15 protein-coding genes and 1 tRNA gene are annotated in these 16,128 nt (G+C 71.7%); 6 read left to right on the top strand and 10 right to left on the bottom strand.

The features are described from left to right. The first annotated feature begins 30 nt into the window (after positions 1-30). Positions 31-104, top strand: a tRNA-Pro gene (locus ACWCPY_RS21205). An 82-nt stretch (positions 105-186) separates the two neighbouring features. Here ACWCPY_RS21205 and ACWCPY_RS21200 read toward each other — a convergent pair. From ACWCPY_RS21200 to ACWCPY_RS21185, 4 genes are all read right to left on the bottom strand, one after another. After that, entirely contained in the window at positions 187-444 is a 258-nt protein-coding gene (locus tag ACWCPY_RS21200) for a tyrosine-type recombinase/integrase (protein ID WP_451267106.1), read from the bottom strand. Further along, a complete protein-coding gene (locus tag ACWCPY_RS21195; RefSeq protein ID WP_451267104.1) occupies positions 407-757 on the bottom strand; it encodes a hypothetical protein in 351 nt (116 codons plus the stop codon). The genes ACWCPY_RS21200 and ACWCPY_RS21195 overlap by 38 nt, the downstream gene beginning before the upstream one ends. A gap of 372 nt (positions 758-1,129) precedes the next feature. Continuing rightward, positions 1,130-2,668, bottom strand: coding sequence for a YVTN family beta-propeller repeat protein (locus tag ACWCPY_RS21190; protein ID WP_451267102.1), 1,539 nt, complete (start codon positions 2,666-2,668; stop codon positions 1,130-1,132). A gap of 484 nt (positions 2,669-3,152) precedes the next feature. Next, entirely contained in the window at positions 3,153-4,547 is a 1,395-nt protein-coding gene (locus ACWCPY_RS21185) for a hypothetical protein (protein WP_451267100.1), read from the bottom strand. A 162-nt stretch (positions 4,548-4,709) separates the two neighbouring features. Between ACWCPY_RS21185 and ACWCPY_RS21180 the strand changes: the two genes are divergently transcribed. Continuing rightward, the gene (locus ACWCPY_RS21180; RefSeq protein ID WP_451267098.1) at positions 4,710-6,023 is read left to right on the top strand and encodes a molybdopterin-dependent oxidoreductase; all 1,314 of its coding nucleotides are present in this window, start codon (positions 4,710-4,712) and stop codon (positions 6,021-6,023) included. Positions 6,024-6,372: 349 nt separating this feature from the next. On the opposite strand, the gene ACWCPY_RS21175 is transcribed toward ACWCPY_RS21180, so the two are convergent. The 3 genes from ACWCPY_RS21175 to ACWCPY_RS21165 are packed head-to-tail and all read right to left on the bottom strand — an operon-like array spanning position 6,373 to position 8,602. Further along, entirely contained in the window at positions 6,373-7,185 is an 813-nt protein-coding gene (locus tag ACWCPY_RS21175; protein WP_451267096.1) for a class I SAM-dependent methyltransferase, read from the bottom strand. Next, positions 7,182-7,859: a TIGR04282 family arsenosugar biosynthesis glycosyltransferase gene (locus tag ACWCPY_RS21170; protein WP_451267094.1), complete on the bottom strand. Its 678-nt coding sequence runs from the start codon at positions 7,857-7,859 to the stop codon at positions 7,182-7,184. Before ACWCPY_RS21170 ends, ACWCPY_RS21175 begins: the two co-directional genes overlap by 4 nt. Continuing rightward, entirely contained in the window at positions 7,856-8,602 is a 747-nt protein-coding gene (locus ACWCPY_RS21165) for a glycosyltransferase family 2 protein (RefSeq protein WP_451267092.1), read from the bottom strand. The genes ACWCPY_RS21170 and ACWCPY_RS21165 overlap by 4 nt, the downstream gene beginning before the upstream one ends. 123 nt (positions 8,603-8,725) lie before the next feature. Here ACWCPY_RS21165 and ACWCPY_RS21160 point away from each other — a divergent pair, with 123 nt between their 5' ends. Together ACWCPY_RS21160 and ACWCPY_RS21155 are read left to right on the top strand one after the other, a co-directional pair. After that, on the top strand, positions 8,726-9,502 hold the full coding sequence (locus ACWCPY_RS21160) for a response regulator transcription factor (RefSeq protein WP_451267090.1): 777 nt from the start codon (positions 8,726-8,728) through the stop codon (positions 9,500-9,502). Beyond that, the gene (locus tag ACWCPY_RS21155; RefSeq protein ID WP_451267088.1) at positions 9,499-10,611 is read left to right on the top strand and encodes a sensor histidine kinase; all 1,113 of its coding nucleotides are present in this window, start codon (positions 9,499-9,501) and stop codon (positions 10,609-10,611) included. Before ACWCPY_RS21160 ends, ACWCPY_RS21155 begins: the two co-directional genes overlap by 4 nt. Before the next feature lie 46 nt (positions 10,612-10,657). On the opposite strand, the gene ACWCPY_RS21150 is transcribed toward ACWCPY_RS21155, so the two are convergent. The 3 genes from ACWCPY_RS21150 to ACWCPY_RS21140 all read right to left on the bottom strand — a co-directional run bounded on the left by ACWCPY_RS21150 (position 10,658) and on the right by ACWCPY_RS21140 (position 13,849). Then, positions 10,658-11,734 (bottom strand): NAD-dependent epimerase/dehydratase family protein, encoded by a 1,077-nt coding sequence (locus tag ACWCPY_RS21150; RefSeq protein WP_451267086.1) that lies wholly within the window; start codon positions 11,732-11,734, stop codon positions 10,658-10,660. A 103-nt stretch (positions 11,735-11,837) separates the two neighbouring features. Further along, positions 11,838-13,271 (bottom strand): alpha/beta hydrolase, encoded by a 1,434-nt coding sequence (locus ACWCPY_RS21145; protein ID WP_451267084.1) that lies wholly within the window; start codon positions 13,269-13,271, stop codon positions 11,838-11,840. A gap of 170 nt (positions 13,272-13,441) precedes the next feature. After that, entirely contained in the window at positions 13,442-13,849 is a 408-nt protein-coding gene (locus tag ACWCPY_RS21140; RefSeq protein ID WP_451267082.1) for a DUF4190 domain-containing protein, read from the bottom strand. Between the two features lie 140 nt (positions 13,850-13,989). Here ACWCPY_RS21140 and ACWCPY_RS21135 point away from each other — a divergent pair, with 140 nt between their 5' ends. Both ACWCPY_RS21135 and ACWCPY_RS21130 read left to right on the top strand, forming a co-directional pair. Next, positions 13,990-15,246, top strand: a complete 1,257-nt coding sequence (locus ACWCPY_RS21135; RefSeq protein ID WP_451267080.1) for a sensor histidine kinase — start codon at positions 13,990-13,992, stop codon at positions 15,244-15,246. Beyond that, positions 15,243-15,947, top strand: coding sequence for a response regulator (locus ACWCPY_RS21130; protein ID WP_451267078.1), 705 nt, complete (start codon positions 15,243-15,245; stop codon positions 15,945-15,947). Before ACWCPY_RS21135 ends, ACWCPY_RS21130 begins: the two co-directional genes overlap by 4 nt. Positions 15,948-16,128: the final 181 nt, after the last annotated feature.

Here is a 16,128-nt window from a genome sequence, read left to right as displayed (position 1 = left end):
AATCGATGTCGCCAGGACATCGGCGGCGATCGGGGTGTAGCGCAGCTTGGCAGCGCGCTTCGTTCGGGACGAAGAGGTCGTGGGTTCAAATCCCGCCACCCCGACGCTGGTCAGAGGCCCATTCGCTTGATTGCGAATGGGCCTCTGTCATGCCCAGGAGGCCAAACGGGGGCCAAAGGCTTTTGGTCAAGCCTCGCCGGCGGTACGGGCGGGCTCGTACTCGAAGATCTCATCCATTGCCTCCGCTCCCTGCGTGATCACGGGGCGGAGCTGCTTGCGATAAACCGCCTCCGGCGTTGCCTGGCTGCTATGCCCCACCAGCATGGCGATGCGTTCCAGTGGGATGCCGTGATCCGAGAGCAGTGATACGAAGCGGTGCCGGAGCTCCCGGGGCGTCCACTCCGGCTCAAGGCCGGCCTTCCGGCACGGCGCCGAGGGCGGCAACGTTACGCACAGCCTTGACCCGTCGCTGCGCGTGCTCGATCGACCGGCGCAAGACGGCAAGGACGTACCGGAGAGTCCTGGTGGCCAGCGCCTCGGACCGGGCCGTCAGCCGGTCGTCCACGTCGTCGGCGCTGAGGTCCTTCAGCTTTGCCCGACCGATGTACGGGATCAGGTGCTTGGTCGCGAGCGTGCGGTTCTTGCCCACGGTCTGTTCGTCTCGCCCTTTCGGACCCCGCTCAAGCCAGTCGCCGGCCGCGTTGGCGACCGTGCAGTTCGCGGGCGTCCGTACCCCGGCTTCGACCTCCTTCTTCAACTCTCGGATCCTGCCGCGCACCTCGGTCCTGGTCTTGCCCTGCGCCTCGGGCCGCAGGCGCCGCCCGTCCGGCGCGTAGTCCAGTGCGCTGAGGGGATCCGCGAGGTCGGCGCGCGGGTGCCGGTCGAGTGGGATTGGGGTGGGTGGCTGCCATCCCGTCCGCCGTCGCCCCAGGCAGAGCCGAGCAGCCTTGGGCCCTGGGGTCACTGGGCTATGGCCGAACAACCCGGAGCCAGGGGCCTGGGGCGTACGGCTGTGAGGACTTGTACGTGGCTGGGGGCCGCGCCATGCGGAGATGGCGCGGCCCCCTTTCTTCCGCCTGGTGTTCCTGTCGTGCGTGCTGTCCGTGGCGGGTCGTCAGCCGTGGTGTGGCTACTGCTTGCTGGGGGCGCCGTGTCTGGCGTCGTGCTTGCCGGGCCTGTGCTTCTTGTGGTGCTTGCCGTGGTGGTGCTTGCCGTAGTGGTGCTTTTCGCAGTGTCCGCCGCGCTTGATGACGGTGGGGTCGGTGGCGGTGGCGGGGGTGCTGCCGCCTCCGCCGACCGTGGCGGTGTTGGTGACCTGCTTCGGCGCCCTGCAGGACACCTCGACCGTGAGCGTGATCGTCGGGTAGCTGCCGCCGGGGGCAAGGGTGTCGCTGCGGGTGCAGGTCAGTGTGGCGCGGGTGCAGGCCCATCCGGTACCGCGGAGCGAAACGGGGGTCAGCCCCGCCGGCAGGGTGTCGGTCACGGTGACGGCGGTGCCGTCGGTCGGGCCGGTGCCGTGGTTGGTGACCGTGATCCCGTAAGTGTTCCTCTTGCCCCGAACGAACGCGCCGTGGTGCGTCTTGGTGACGGTCAGGGAGGGGAACGGCGGCGTGCCGATGGCCACACCGATGGGGCCATTGCTGACGGGGATGGTGGTGGTGACCGTGTTCGTGGCCGTGTCGATCACCGACACCGTGTCCGAGTTCCGATTGGCGACGTAGGCGTGGGCGCCATCCGGGGTGAAGGCCACACCGACCGGGGTGGTGCCGACGGGGATGGTGGCGGTCACCGTGTTCGTGGCCGTGTCGATCACCGACACCGTGTCCGAGTTCTGATTCGTGACGTAGGCGTGGTTGCCGTCGGGAGTGATGGCCACACCGACCGCGTTGTTGCCGACGGGAATGGTGGCGGTGACCGTGTTCGTCGCGATGTCGATCACCGACACGTCGTTGGAGTTCTCATTGGCGACGTAGGCGTGGGTGCCGTCGGGGGTGATGGCCACAAAGGCCGGGGTGGTGCCGACGGGAATGGTGGCGGTGACCGTGTTCGTGGCCGTGTCGATCACCGACACCGTGTTCGCGTTCTCATTGGTGACGTAGGCGTGGTTGCCGTCGGGAGTGAAGGCCACACCGACCGGGCCGGCGCCGACGGCAATGGTGTCGGTGACCGTGTTCGTCGCGGTGTCGATCACCGACACCGTGTTGGACCCGAAATTGGCGACGTAGGCATGGTTGCCGTCGGGGGTGATGGCCACACCGACCGGGCTGGTGCCGACGGTGATGGTGGCGGTGACCGTGTTCGTGGCCGTGTCGATCACCGACACCGTCGTCGAACCGAAATTGGTGACGTAGGCGTGGGCGCCGTCGGGGGTGATGGCCACAGTGAACGGGGCAGCGCCGACGGTGATGGTGCCGGTGACCGTATTCGTGGCCGTGTCGATCACCGACACCGTGTCCGAATTGAAATTGGTGACGTAGGCGTTCGGCGTGGGGGCGGCCGCCTGCGCCGGGGCCGCAGCCAGGACCGGCAGGGACAGTCCCGCCAGCATGGCCAGCATGGTCAGGGCCCCGATGACCAGCCGCAAGATGCCCAGGCGTGGCCCAAGCCTGCCCCGGTCCGGTACCGGGCCGCCCTGCGGCCCGCGTTCCTTGCCCGCATATGGGATCACGAATGCCTCGCTTCGTCAGGAAGGGCGGCCGCGAGCGGACATACCGTGGGAGCCGACAGCGCACCGCAGCCACACACGCTATGTGACTACCCGTCACTCTATGTAGCTCATTGTGGAGAGGGTGGGCGGCACTCCGCAACCAAACTGCGATGACGAGCCGTTGGACGCATACCGCATATGATCCGATCGACTGACCGTCAGACCGGCTGCGAGAAAGGTCCCCGGCGGCTGGAGCTGGACTACGGACCACCCGGCGACCGCGAGTCAGTCGCACGGATGGAGGATCAAACTCCGGAGATCGTGCGGGAGAATCCGGGAGAAGGTCCCGGTCGGCTGCTCCATCACGTGATCACCGCACAGGGACATGGTGACCGTCGCGCATCGGCGGCGACGCCATCCGCCTCACCCACCCGCACCCGTCGGTGCTTGTCGGCGATCCGGGACGTCGATATGGATCCGTCCTGCCCCGCAGCGGTCCCGCTCGTCACCACCCGGTCAGCAGCAGGTGGTTGACGAGCAGGGCGACGACAGCCTGTGCGGTCAGCCAGCCGCGCCGGGTGCCGGTGGGCAGAAGGGCGGCGGTGGGCAGCAGCCAGAGGATGAAGGGCTGCCAGATGCGTTCCGTCTCCGCCTTGCTCATCCCGGACAGGTCGGCGGCCAGGAGCGCCAGGAGTGTCATCAGAGTGAGCAGGATCAGCCGCTGGGACGCATGGGTGGTGCCGGTGCGCAGGGCTCTTACGGCTCCGGGGGTGCCGACCGCGGCTCGGCGGAGTCCGGCGACCGTGGCGAGACCCGCGGCGATCGTGGTGCAGGCGAGATTCGCCCAGACCCAGTAGGAGTACGGGCGGATTCCGCCGGCCCCTTGGTAGTAGCGCTCGACCAGCAGCCGGTAGCCCTCCCACCAGTCGTAGCCCGCCAGGGTGAAGAGGACCGGGACGACCAGCGCTCCGGCGAGGAGGAGGGGGACGGGGCGGGCGGTACGGGTGAGGGCGAGGACGGCCAGGAGCGGGATCGCCATCAGCGTCAGACCGTAACTGAGGTAGCAGGTCAGCCCGAACAGCAGGCCCGAGGCGAATGCGGCGGCCATGGGCAGGCGGACCCGACGGGTCGCGGCCAGGGCGAGGAGTGCCACGGACCAGGCGGCGACGGCGGCGAAGCAGGCATCCGCCGAGGCGCCGATCCACACCGCGACCGGTGCGAGGACCAGGAACGGGGCTGCGCGGCGGGCGAGGCGTTCGTCGGTCAGGACCCGGAGTGCGATCAGGACGGCCGGGACGGCGGAGGCGCCGGCGACGATGCACCAGCTCCCGGCCCAGGATCCGCCGCCCAGCCCGATGCGGTCGAGCAGGACGAAGATGAGCGTGGCGCCCGGCGGATGACCGGCGACATGGGTGGGCCAGTTGTCCGGGGAGCCGAGCAGGATGTGGTCGTCGAAGCCGCGCAGGGCCGCACCGATGTCCTTGAAGCGGTCGATGGCATGGAGATATTCGTGCCTGGTGGTGAGACGTCCGGCGATGCCCCGGCCCCAGCCGTCGATCAGCGCCAGCGAGAAGACCCAGGCGAGCGACGCCGCCCAGGCGGCCGGGAGCAGCACCCGCCAGCGGATACGGTCGGCCAGCGGCGGGCCGTACGCGACGACGGCCACAGCCACGGCGACGGCCGCCGGGGTGCCGGGGCCGGCGTGCGGGTACCAGGACGCCAGCAGGGGAGGCCAGTGGACCTGGAGGCTTCCGTCGGCGTCCTGGATCGACCGGCCGACGAGCACGGCGGCGGTGACGAGGAGAACGCCCGCCGCCGCGGCGATCAAGTCGGCGCGGCGGCCGGTTCGGTGACCTGTTTCGTCCATGGTGGGGTGTTCCGTGCGGTCCTCGGTCTTCACGAAGGCACGCTATGCACAGCGGGGCGGTTGTGCGTGATGCCACGGGATCGTGTCACCGAACCGTCAGATCTTGCTCCGGCTGCCTGCTCCGGGGTGTGACGTCAGAGTTTCGTCAGGAGTCGTACACCCTGTGGCCGGGCGTCCCGGACATAGCTTCGGGACATGGGTGACAGACGTTTCGGAAAAGGCTCCCCCTCCGCGCCTCCGGGATCGGCATCGGGTCGTGTCCCGGCCTTCGCCGGGCGGCTTCCCTCCGCGCCCGGGTTCTGGCGCAGCCCGGTGCGCGGCGTCCGGTTCACGGCGGTGCTCGGGCTGGTCCTGCTCGCCGGGCTCACCCTGCTGTTCGTGACCGGTCTGCTGTCGTACGCCGCGTACAACCCGGACCTCGCCCCGGTCAACGACAAGACGCCGGACAAGGGTCTGCTGGGGTTCTATCTCTTCGCCTGGCCGACCGGCCCGCACTGGCTGTACCGGCTGACGCAGGGGCTGCACGTCACGGTGGGCATCGTCCTCGTCCCCGTACTGCTGGCGAAGCTCTGGTCGGTGATCCCGAAGCTCTTCGTGCTGCCGCCGGTCCGGTCGGTGGGGCATGCGCTGGAGCGGGTGTCGCTGCTGCTGCTCGTCGGCGGGGCGCTGTTCGAGTTCATCACCGGACTGCTCAACATCCAGCTGGAGTACGTGTTCCCGGGGTCGTTCTACCCGCTGCACTTCTACGGGGCGTGGGTGTTCTTCGCCGCGTTCCTCGCCCATACCGGGCTGAAGCTGCCGCGGGCCGTCCGGGTGCTGCGGGGCGGCCGGCTGGAGGGCTCCGCGCCGGGCGAGGCGGATGAACTGGCCGCACCCGACCCCGCTGTGCCGACCATCTCCCGGCGCGGAGCACTCGCCATGACGGGTGGTGGGTCGCTGCTGCTGCTGATCACGTCGGCGGGCCGGAGTTTCGACGGGCCGCTGCGGCAGATCTCCCTCCTCACCCCGCGCGGCGCCGCCGAACCGGGCCAGGGTCCGAACGGCTTCCAGATCAACAAGACGGCCGCGGTCGCCGGAGTGACGGCGGCCGATACGGGGCGGGACTGGCGGCTGACCGTCAGCGGACCCGCCGGGAGGATCCGGCTCAGCAGGAAACAGCTGCTGGCCATGGACCAGTACAGTGCGGCGCTGCCGATCGCGTGCGTGGAGGGCTGGTCGACGTCGGACCAGTGGTGGCGCGGAGTGCGTCTGAGGGATCTCGCGGCCCTCGTGGGGTATCCGGACCGGCCGCCGGGGGTGCTGGTGGAGTCCGTCCAGCACAGCGGGGCGTTCCGGGAGGCAGCGCTCCGCGACAACCAGGTACGCGACCCGCGCGCGCTGCTGGCCCTGCAGGTCAACGGCGAGACCCTCTCGCTCGATCACGGCTATCCGGCACGGATCATCGTCCCGGCGGCCCCCGGTGTGCTCAACACCAAATGGGTGGCCCGGCTGACGTTCGGGGCACTGTGAACGGGAAGGCGGGGAAACGGGTGGATCCGCGAGTGGTTCTCAGGCGCTGGTACGGGGAGGGGCCGCTGCATCTCCTCCTGCTGGCCGCGACCTTCGCCCTCGCGGGCTATGCGGGCGTACGGCTGCTGGCGGGCGACACGTTCGCGATCGTGGTGTGGTTCGTCGGCTCCGCGCTCCTGCACGATCTCGTGCTGCTGCCGCTGTACGCGTCGGCGGACCTGGCCCTGCGCCGGGCGCTCGGACCCCGTACCCGGCTGGTCAATCACCTCCGCGTACCGGCCTTCCTCTCCGGTCTGCTGCTGCTGATGTGGTGGCCGCTGATCACCCGGCGCGCGGTGCGGTACGAGCCCTACAGCGGGCTGTCCCTCGATGTGTTCCTGGGGAACTGGCTGCTGATCACGGGGTTGCTGTTCGCGGGCTCGGCGCTGCTGCTCGTCGTCCGTACCGCCCGGCTGCGGCGCAGGGAAACGAAGGGGCGGCCGCCCGCCTCCCACTGATCGACGGGCTGCCAGCTGTACGCCCGCGCGTATCGCAGCAGGGCCGGTGTGCCGAGCCGGGCCCAGGGAAAGGGGCCGTCGGCACCGGTCCCGGTGGCCGCCGTGCCGCGTCCGTCGTCCAGCCGGACCCGGACCCTCTCGTCGATGTCCTGCGGTGTCGTCTCGGCGATGAGCAGACCGCCCGGGGCGAGCAGGTCGGCCGTGCGGCGCAGGAGGCGAGGGGGGTTCCCGCCGATGCCGATGTTGCCGTCGAGGAGCAGGACGGTGCCCCAGCGGCCCTCGCCCGGCAGCGGGTCGAAGACGGAGCGGTGCAGCGCCGCTCCCCCGAGCCGGAGGGCGTGGGCGACGGCGGTCTCGCTGATGTCGATGCCGAGCGCGCGATGGCCGCGGACGGCGAGTTCGGCGACCAGCCGGCCGGGCCCGCAGCCGATGTCCAGAACGGGGCCTTCGCAGCGGCCCAGTGCCGACAGGTCGGCGGCGTCGGCGTTCGCGCACCAGCGTTCGACGTCCAGCGGCAGCAGCCAGCCGTCGGTACGGCGGAGGAAGAGCGGTCCATGACCGTTGCGCAGCGCATGGGCGTACGGATCGGTGCCCCAGGGCGTGGGGCCTCGGTCGGCGGGCGGGGGTGCCGTGCCCGGCCCGCTGCGGTGAGGGGCCGGGTTCACCGGGTCTGCGCCGGGGTCAGCAGGGCGAGCGTCGCGGCGAACCGGCCGTGCGGCGCCGCGGCGGCGACAGCTACGGCGTCCTGTGCGGTGTCCACATCACGCAACCGCGGCAGGTCGCGCACGGTCAGCCCGGCGTCGACCAGGCGTCGTCGCTGGACCGCTCCGGTCTCGGGTACGGACATGGGAACGCCGAGCAGGAGTTCCGGTGCGGGGACCGCCAGTCCGAGCGCCCAGAAGCCGCCGTCGTCGGCCGGTCCGAACCAGGCGTCGCAGCCGTCCCAGGCGGCGGGGCCGAGGGCGGCGGCCAGATGGGCGGCGGTGATCTGGGGGGTGTCCATGCCGATGAGGAGAGTCGGGCCGGTACAGCGGGCGAAGGCGTCGGCAAGCCGTTCGTCGAGGCTGCCGGTGCCTTGCGGCAGCACCTCGATGCCGGGCGGCAGCCACGGTCCGGGCTGTCCTTCGAGGACGACGGCACGGCGCCGGGCGGGCAGGGTGCACACGGTCCGCAAGGTGTCACCGAGCGCCGCCTCGGCGAGCCGGGCGGCCTGGGCGGGCGTGAACGGCGGGGTGAGCCGGGTCTTGACCCGGCCCTGCAGCGGTTCCTTGGCGATGACCAGCACGGTCGTGGGGCCCGACAGGTCCTCGGCCGCACCGGGCCCGGCCGGGGCGCTCACCGGGGCACCCCCGGACGCACGGTCCCCGCAGCCGTCCCGGCCGGTGGCTGAAGCAGCACCGCGCGCATGTCGCGCACCGCCTGCCAGGTGCCCCGCCAGGTGCCGGTGACCTTCGACTTCCCGCTGCGGGGGAGATACGGGACGTCGGTCTCCGCGACCCGCAGCCCGGCGTCCGCCGCGCGGACCACCATCTGCAGCGGGTAGCCGCTGCGCCGGTCGGTGAGACCGAGCGCCAGCAGATCCGCCCGGCGCCCGGCCCGCATCGGGCCGAGGTCGTGCAGCCGCAGACCGGTGCGGCGGCGCAGCATCCGGGCCAGCGCGACATTGCCGACGCGGGCGTGCAGCGGCCAGGCACCGCGGCCCTCGGGGCAGCGGCGGCCGAGGAGCAGGTCGGTCTCGCCGTCGGCGATCCGGCGTACGAAGGCGGGGAGCAGGCCGGGGTCGAGGGAGCCGTCGCAGTCGCAGAAGCAGACGAACTCCGCCTCGGCGGCGAGCAGTCCGGCATGGCAGGCGGCGCCGAAGCCGCGTCGCGGCTCGTGCACGACCGTGGCACCGAGCGAGCGGGCCAGTTCGGCCGACCCGTCGGTGGAGCCGTTGTCGACGACGATCGCGCGCCAGCCGTCCGGGACGGCGTCCAGCACCCGGGGCAGCGCCGCGGCCTCGTCCAGGCAGGGCAGGACGACATCGGCATGCGGGGCAGGGACTTGGGCGGACGGCGGGCCCGCCAGGGGGGAATCGGTCACGCCGCTCACCCTACGGAGCAGAATCCGACATTCCGGGCTCCATTTTCTTACGAAAAATGGACGTCGGCCCGATGGCAGCGGACCGGGCCCGTGCGTGCCGCACCTGCGTGCCAGGGTGGCGGGATGGAGAACATCCCGGCCGGTTCAGGCCCAGGCGATCGCCCCTGCCCCGGAACCGGGCGCGGTCACGTCCTGGTCGTCGACGACGATCCGACGGTCGCCGAGGTCGTCGTCAGCTACCTGGTCCGGGCGGGGTACGACGTCGAGCGGGCGGACGACGGCCCGACGGCCCTGGGGTGCTTCACCGGCCGCAGGCCGGACCTGGTCGTCCTCGATCTGATGCTGCCCGGCATGGACGGATTCGAGGTCTGCCGCCGGATGCGGGCCCACGGTTACGTGCCGGTCATCATGCTCACGGCGCGCGGGGACGAGGACGACCGCGTCCTCGGCCTGGAGACGGGCGCGGACGACTACGTCACCAAGCCGTTCAGCCCGCGCGAACTGGTGCTGCGCGTCGACTCGGTGCTGCGCCGGGCCCGCGCCGCGGCGCCCACCGCCGCCTCGCCCCCGGCCCCGTTGCGGGGTGCCGGACTCCACCTCGACCCCGTGGCCCGCCGCGCCACCCGCGAGGGCCGCGAACTGGCCCTCACCCTGCGGGAGTTCGACCTGCTCTCCTTCTTTCTGCGTCACCCTTCCCAGGTCTTCACCCGGGAGGAACTGATGCGGGAGGTCTGGGGCTGGGACTTCGGCGACCTGTCGACGGTGACGGTCCACGTGCGGCGGCTGCGCGGGAAGGTCGAGACGGACCCGGCCCGTCCACGGCTGATCCAGACGGTGTGGGGTGTGGGCTACCGCCTGGACCCGGCACCGGACCCACATCCCGGTGCGGGCCCGTCATGACCGACATCCTCCTCATCGCGCTCTTCGCGTTCCTGGGTGCCGCGGTGGCCGGACTGCTCGGCGCGCTCGCCCTGCGGTTCTTCCGGCATCGCTCGCTCGTGGTGTCGGTCTCCGTCGTCGCCGCTGTCGCCGTGACCGCGATGCTCGCCGGGACGCTCGCGGTCGCCTGGGCGATGTTCCTGTCGCCGCACGATCTGACCGTTGTCACCACTGTGGTCGCCATGGCCGCCGCGGTGTCCCTCGCCACCGCGGTGCTGCTGGGCCGCTGGGTCGCCGCCAGGAGCCGCGACCTGACGCTCGCGGCCCGCTCGTTCGGTGACGGCGGGACGTTCGCCCCTCCCACGGAGCAGGCGACTGCCGAACTCGCCTCCCTGGCCAGGGAGTTGGCTGCCACCAGTGCCAAGCTCGACAGTTCCCGCGACCGGGAGCGCGCACTGGAGGCATCACGGCGTGAGCTCGTTGCCTGGATCTCGCACGACCTGCGGACGCCGCTCGCCGGGTTGCGGGCCATGTCCGAGGCGCTGGAGGACGGCATGGCCACCGACTCCCGGCGGTACCTGCGGCAGATCCGCGCAGAGGTGGAGCGCATGAACGACATGGTCGGCGATCTCTTCGAGCTCTCCAGGATCCATGCCGGGTCGCTCACCCTGTCGCCCACCCGCACCTCGGTCCACGACCTGGTCGGTGACGCCCTCGCGGGCGCTGATCCGCTGGCCGTCGAGCACGGTGTACGGCTGGTCGGGAACCGCATCGACGCCGTTCCGGTGGAGGTCGACAGCAAGGAGATGAGCCGGGTCCTGGACAACCTCCTGATCAACGCGATCCGCCGCACCCCCGCCGACGGGACGGTCGCGGTGACGGCGCGACGCGGTGACGACACCGTGGTCCTCTCGGTGACCGACGGCTGCGGCGGGATCCCCGAGGAGGACCTGCCCAGGGTCTTCGACACCGGTTGGCGCGGCAGCCATGCCCGGACACCCCCGGCCGGTGCGGGCCTCGGGCTCGCCATCGTGCGCGGCATCGTCGAGGCGCACCGGGGTCACGCGGGCGTTCGCAACGTGGCCGGCGGCTGCTGCTTCGAGATCACGCTCCCCCTGCCATGCGCATGATCCGTCCCCTTCGGCATCCGGGCGGGACCCCATCGGTGCGAAGCGTTCAGGCCCGTCCGGCGTCCGGGTCCCCGCCCCGCAACGGGGCCGTCGCGAACTCCGCCATTCCCTTGGCGAACCCTTCCCGCGGTTTCCAGCCCAGCTCGTCCCTCAGCCGCCGCGAGTCCGCGGTGACATGGCGTACATCACCGAGCCGGTATGCGCCGGTGACCTCCGGAGCAGGCCCGCCATGGGCCTGGGCCAGTGCCGAGGCCATCTCGCCGATGGTGCGGGGATCACCGCTCCCGGTGTTGTAGACGACGAAACCGCCCGGCCCGTGTCCTTCGACGGCTTCCAGCGCCAACGCGTTCGCGGCGGCCACATCCCGCACATGGACGAAATCCCTCCGCTGGCAGCCGTCCTCGAAGACCTGGGGGGCCTCCCCGCGGGCCAGGGCCGACCGGAAGAAGGAGGCGACACCAGCGTACGGTGTGTCGCGCGGCATCCCCGGTCCGTACACGTTGTGGTAACGCAGCGACACCGCGGACCCGCCCGTCGCGCGCGCCCAGGCCGCGGTGAGATGTTCCTGGGCGAGCTTGGTGGCCGCGTACACATTGCGCGGGTCCGTGGGCGCTTCCTCGGTGACCAGGCCGGGCGCCAACTCCGCACCACAGGACGGGCAGTGCGGCTCGAACCGGCCCGCGTCCAGGTCGGCCACCGCCCTCGGTCCCGGCCGGACCGTGCCGTGGCGGGGACAGTCGTAACGCCCCTCGCCGTAGACCACCATCGAACCGGCCAGGACCAGGCTTCGCACGCCCGCCCCGGCCATCGCCGCCAGCAGCACCGCCGTCCCGAGATCGTTGCACCCGACGTACTCGGGCGCGTCCGCGAAGTCGTTTCCCAGGCCGACCATCGCTGCCTGATGGCACACCGCGTCGATGCCCCGTAGCGCCCTGTCCACCGCCTCCCGATCGCGGACGTCCGCGACGATCCGCTCGGCATCACCGTCCGCGGGGTCCGCTGCCGCACCGTGCACCGAAGGCAGCAGTGCGTCGAACACGACTGCCTGATGCCCCGCCGACGTGAGGGTACGGACGATCTCCGACCCGATGAATCCGGCTCCACCGGTAACCAGTACGCGCATGGCTCCCACGCTAGGCCGCGGGCGCATCGCACGGCCGGTTCCGGTGCGGCGCGTCAGGGGATCGTAAGAGATGCCCTGCGGCATCCGGGGAGGCGGCTGTTCATCACCCGGCCGGCGCATGGCAGGTCAGGTCCTCGGACGGGAGCCTGCCCGTGGTCAGGTAGACCGTGGCGGGCCCGTCCGCGCAGGACTCGTTGCCGTAGACGCCGTGCCCCTCTCCTCCCGCGACCGTGATCATCCGGGAGCCGTGCAGGGCCCGGTGCATGCCCTCGGCGGCCGCCAGGGGGGTCTGGGAGTCCCACTCGTTCTGCAGGATCAGTGCCTCGACCTCGTTGTCCACCTCGGTCGGGGCCTCGGTGCCCGGCTTCCAGAAGGCGCACGGCTTGATGGTGGACGCGAAATCGCCGTACAGCGGATACCGGGCCTTGTCGCGGACGGCGTCGCGCCGGTACTGCTCGGGGTCGCGCGGCCACGAGCGGGCGGTGTCGCCGCACATGACCGCCCAGAGGCTCGCGATCTGGTTCTCCGGCGGGAGCTCGGGGTCGGGCGCCGGCGTGGCGGGACCGGCCTCCTCGGCGGCCTTCTTCAGGCCGGTGATCCAGTCGGCGGCCTTCTGCGCCCGGAAGAACATGTGGCGCATGGCGCGGATGTCGTCACCGGTGAGGGGCCCCTCGTCGGTGTCGATGGGCTTGCGGTCGGCCCGGGCGACGATGTCCCAGAAGGTCTTGCGGACCTCCGCCGGGGTCCTGCCCAGTCGGTACGGCGCGTGCCGCCGGGCGGTCCACCGGCTCCACCTCACGAAAGCGGGCTCGGTTCCCTCCGCCATCTGCTGGAAGGTGCCCCGCCCGAACCGCGCGGGGTCGGTCGCGCTGTCCAGCACGAAGCGGTCGGATCGCCGGGGGAACATCTGCATGTAGACGGCGCCGAGATAGGTGCCGTACGAGCCCCCGAAGTAGGAGATCTTCTTCTCCCCCAGGGCGGCACGGATGACGTCCATGTCGCGCGCGGTGTTGCGGGTGGTGATGTGCCGCAGCTTGTCACCCTCCTTGGCCTGGCACTTGTCGGCCACCGTGCGGGCCCATCGCACGTCCTTCGCGAAGGTCTCGGCGTGGTAGGGGCGGTCGGGGTTCAGCTCGTCGGGGGTCAGGCCGCAGCCGAGGGGGGAGCTCTGCCCGATGCCTCTCGGGTCGAACCCGATCAGGTCGTACCGCCGCTTCACCTCCTGGGGGAGGTACGCCTCCATGTCGGCCGGCATGCTCAGGCCCGACGCGCCGGGGCCGCCGGGGTTGAACAGCAGCACGCCGCGGCGTTCCTTCGTACTGCTTGCCTTCAGCCGGTTCACCGCGATGTCGAGCCTTCTGCCACCGGGATCGCCGTAATCCAGTGGCACCTCGAGAGTCGCGCACTGAAAGGCGGCGGGCGTCTTCGCGTCGCAGCGCTGCCAGTGGAGCATCTGCTGCGTGTACTGCCGGACGGGGTCCTGGGCCGCGGGGGGCCGCGATGCGGCAAGGGTCGTGGCGGGTGTCAGCGTCGTCATCAGAGTCGACGCGGCGCCAACGGCCAGAAGAGAGGCTATGCGTGTTTTTCGCACCGTGATGCTCGTCCTTGTCGGGTGATGGGTGAAGAGAGAAGAGCGGTCGGGGGCGAAATCGCGGCTGCCGAACAGCATTTGTCGTACGCCGTACCGACCGGGAAGCAAGTCGCCGGTCAGTTTCCGGTGAGGTTCCGGCTGACGCACCGCGTGTATTCCTGGAAGCTGTCGGGCCGGTAGCACTCCTGCGTCTTGTTCGCGTACCAGGCCATGAAGAGGGCGAACAGAATGGACAGTGCGATCGCGAGGACCGACGTCACCACTCCGGTGATGGCCCGGCCCCGGCCGACGCCGGTCCGCCCGGCCGTCCTCAGGCCGGCGATGCCCAGGACCGTGCCGATGACGCCGAGCAGTCCACCCACGAAGAAGACCGAGGTGAACAGGCCGATGACACCCAGCACCATGGCTGCCGTGGCCGTGCCGCCCCTGCCCGCCTCGCCGGCCGGGGGCCGCGTGCCGTGGCCGGGTTTTCCGGACGGCGCCATGTGATGCGGCGTCGGCGCCGCCATTCCTTGCGTGTTCATCCGTCGTTCCTCCCGTTTCGACTGGGCAGGACACGATCATTGATTCCGGAGGCATGGCCGCACATCGCGAGAAGGCGGGAAAAGGTCCTCCCCCGAACGAGGGAGGAAGGCCGTGAGCCGAGCGGCCATACTGGCCGACTATGACCAGGGGAATACGGCCGTTCCTGCGCGGCTCCACTTATTCGGGCGTGCTGTTCGCCTTTCTCGGCGCGATGGCGAGCGCTCCGCTGCTGCCTCTGGCCGCGCTTCCGGCGCTGGCGTGGAGCTCGGCGCCGTACGGGGTGCAGGCCGCTCTGACCCTGCTGGTCTGGGCGGCACTGGTCGCCGCGGCCGGCCTCGCCCGCACCACGCGGCGGGTGCTGACCGGGTCCGCCCGCCGCCTGCTGAAGGTGCGGCTTCCGGATCCGGTGCCCGTACGCGGGGGCGCGGACCCGTCCGGCTCCGGCCGTTGGCGGACTCCTCTCTGGCTGCTGCTGCACATGGCACTGGGGTGGGCGGGGGCGCTGGTGAGCGGGGTGCTGGTCCTCGCGGGACTGACACTGCCGGGGAACTGGCTCGACGCCGAGGCGGGACTGAGCCTGTTCGGCAAGTCGGTGCGGGTGACGGGTGGCTGGGGCAGCTGGGCGGTGGCGCTCGGCTGCGTACTGCTGGCGGCGGCTGTGTGCGTCGCGGTGTCGAACGCGCTGCGGTGGCTGGCGCCACGGCTGTTGGGGCCGTCGTCGGCCGAGCGGCTGGCGCTGGCGGCCGAGCGGGAGCGGCAGCTGGCCGAACGCAACCGGCTGGCCCACGAGTTGCACGACTCGATCGGGCACACGCTGACCGCGGCCACGATCCAGGCGGCGGTGGCGGGTGAGGTGCTCGCCGCCGACCCGGTGGCGGCGCGGGCCGCCCTGCGCAGCATCGAGGATTCGACCCGGGCCGCGCTGGAGGACCTGGACTACGTGCTGGGCGTGCTGCGCGAGGAGAAGGCGGAGACGGCGCCGACCCGGACCCTGGCCGATCTGCCCGAGCTGATCGACCGGTTGCGGCACGCGGGCGCGACGGTCGAGCCGGAGCTGACGGGTGATCCGGCGCAGGTGCAGGGGACGCTCTCCCGGGCGGCCTACCGGATCCTGCAGGAGGGGCTGACGAACGCCCTGCGGCACGGAACGGGCGGCCCGATCCAGGTCGGGGTGGTGACCGCGCGGGACGAACTGGAGCTCCGTGTGGTCAACCGGACCGGGCCGGGGACGAGTACGGGCGCGGGTACGGGCCGGGGTGCCTTCCCGACGTCCGGACACGGCCTGCCCGGCCTCGCCGAGCGCGTGCGGCTGCTGCACGGCGAGTTCGAGGCGGGCCCCGACGGGGCGGGGCACTGGCGCCTGGCGGTCCGCCTGCCGATACGGGTGTCGGCATGACGGGCCCCGACACGGCTGCCGCCACGACGCCCGGCCCCGCCACCACCGCTGTCACCCTCCTGATCGCGGACGACGACGAGGTGACTCGCAGCGGTCTGCGCACACTCCTCGCGGCACAGCCGCAGATCACGGTGGTCGGGGAGGCCTGCGACGGGGTCGAGGTGGTCGAGCAGGCCCGGCGCTTGCGGCCGGACGTGGTCCTGATGGATGTGCGCATGCCGCGCCGCAACGGCATCGAGGCCACCCGGACGCTCCTCGCCGAATCGCCCGACCCGCCGAAGGTCGTGGTGATCACCACCTTCGAGAACGACGACCACATCACCGCCGCGCTCAGCGCGGGGGCCAGCGGATTCGTGCTCAAGCGGCTCCCGGTCCGGCGGATCGCGGAGGCGGTACGGGTGGTGGCGGCGGGCGAGGCGATCCTCTTCCCGGCGGCCCTGCGCCAGATGGTCACCGCCCGCCCGCAGAACTCCGCCGAGGCGTTGCCGAGGGCGGCGCTGACGGGGCGCGAGGAGGCGGTGCTGCGGCTGATGGCCACCGGCCGGTCCAACCCGGAGATCGCCCGGGCACTCACGGTGAGCCCGGAGACCGTCAAGACCCATGTCGGGAACGTGCTGACCAAGCTCGGTGCGCAGAACCGGACCCACGCGGTGGTGATCGCGTACGAGTCGGGTCTGGTGGTGCCGGGATTCGCCGGCTGACCGGGACCGGGCCCTCCCGGGCCGGGGAGGCCGGCCGCGACGGCAGCCGCTCAAGGCCGCGCGTCGGCGGCCCTCGGCCCCTGCTCGTGCCGATCGCGGCAGGTCCGCCGGGGACCGGCGCCGCGAACGCCCGTGACCTGCGGGGCGGGCCGCGTCCCTCGGCCGCGGCCCGCCCTGCGGG

Source organism: Streptomyces sp. NPDC002403 (genome assembly GCF_053593015.1).
This window is presented reverse-complemented; position numbering and strand designations above follow the sequence as displayed.

Coding starts and splice junctions, on each gene's coding strand:
- ACWCPY_RS21180 (WP_451267098.1), top strand. CDS start 4,710: ATGGGTGACAGACGTTTCGGAAAAGGCTCCCCCTCCGCGCCTCCGGGA.
- ACWCPY_RS21160 (WP_451267090.1), top strand. CDS start 8,726: ATGGAGAACATCCCGGCCGGTTCAGGCCCAGGCGATCGCCCCTGCCCC.
- ACWCPY_RS21155 (WP_451267088.1), top strand. CDS start 9,499: ATGACCGACATCCTCCTCATCGCGCTCTTCGCGTTCCTGGGTGCCGCG.
- ACWCPY_RS21150 (WP_451267086.1), bottom strand. CDS start 11,734: ATGCGCGTACTGGTTACCGGTGGAGCCGGATTCATCGGGTCGGAGATC.
- ACWCPY_RS21145 (WP_451267084.1), bottom strand. CDS start 13,271: ATGACGACGCTGACACCCGCCACGACCCTTGCCGCATCGCGGCCCCCC.
- ACWCPY_RS21140 (WP_451267082.1), bottom strand. CDS start 13,849: ATGAACACGCAAGGAATGGCGGCGCCGACGCCGCATCACATGGCGCCG.
- ACWCPY_RS21135 (WP_451267080.1), top strand. CDS start 13,990: ATGACCAGGGGAATACGGCCGTTCCTGCGCGGCTCCACTTATTCGGGC.
- ACWCPY_RS21130 (WP_451267078.1), top strand. CDS start 15,243: ATGACGGGCCCCGACACGGCTGCCGCCACGACGCCCGGCCCCGCCACC.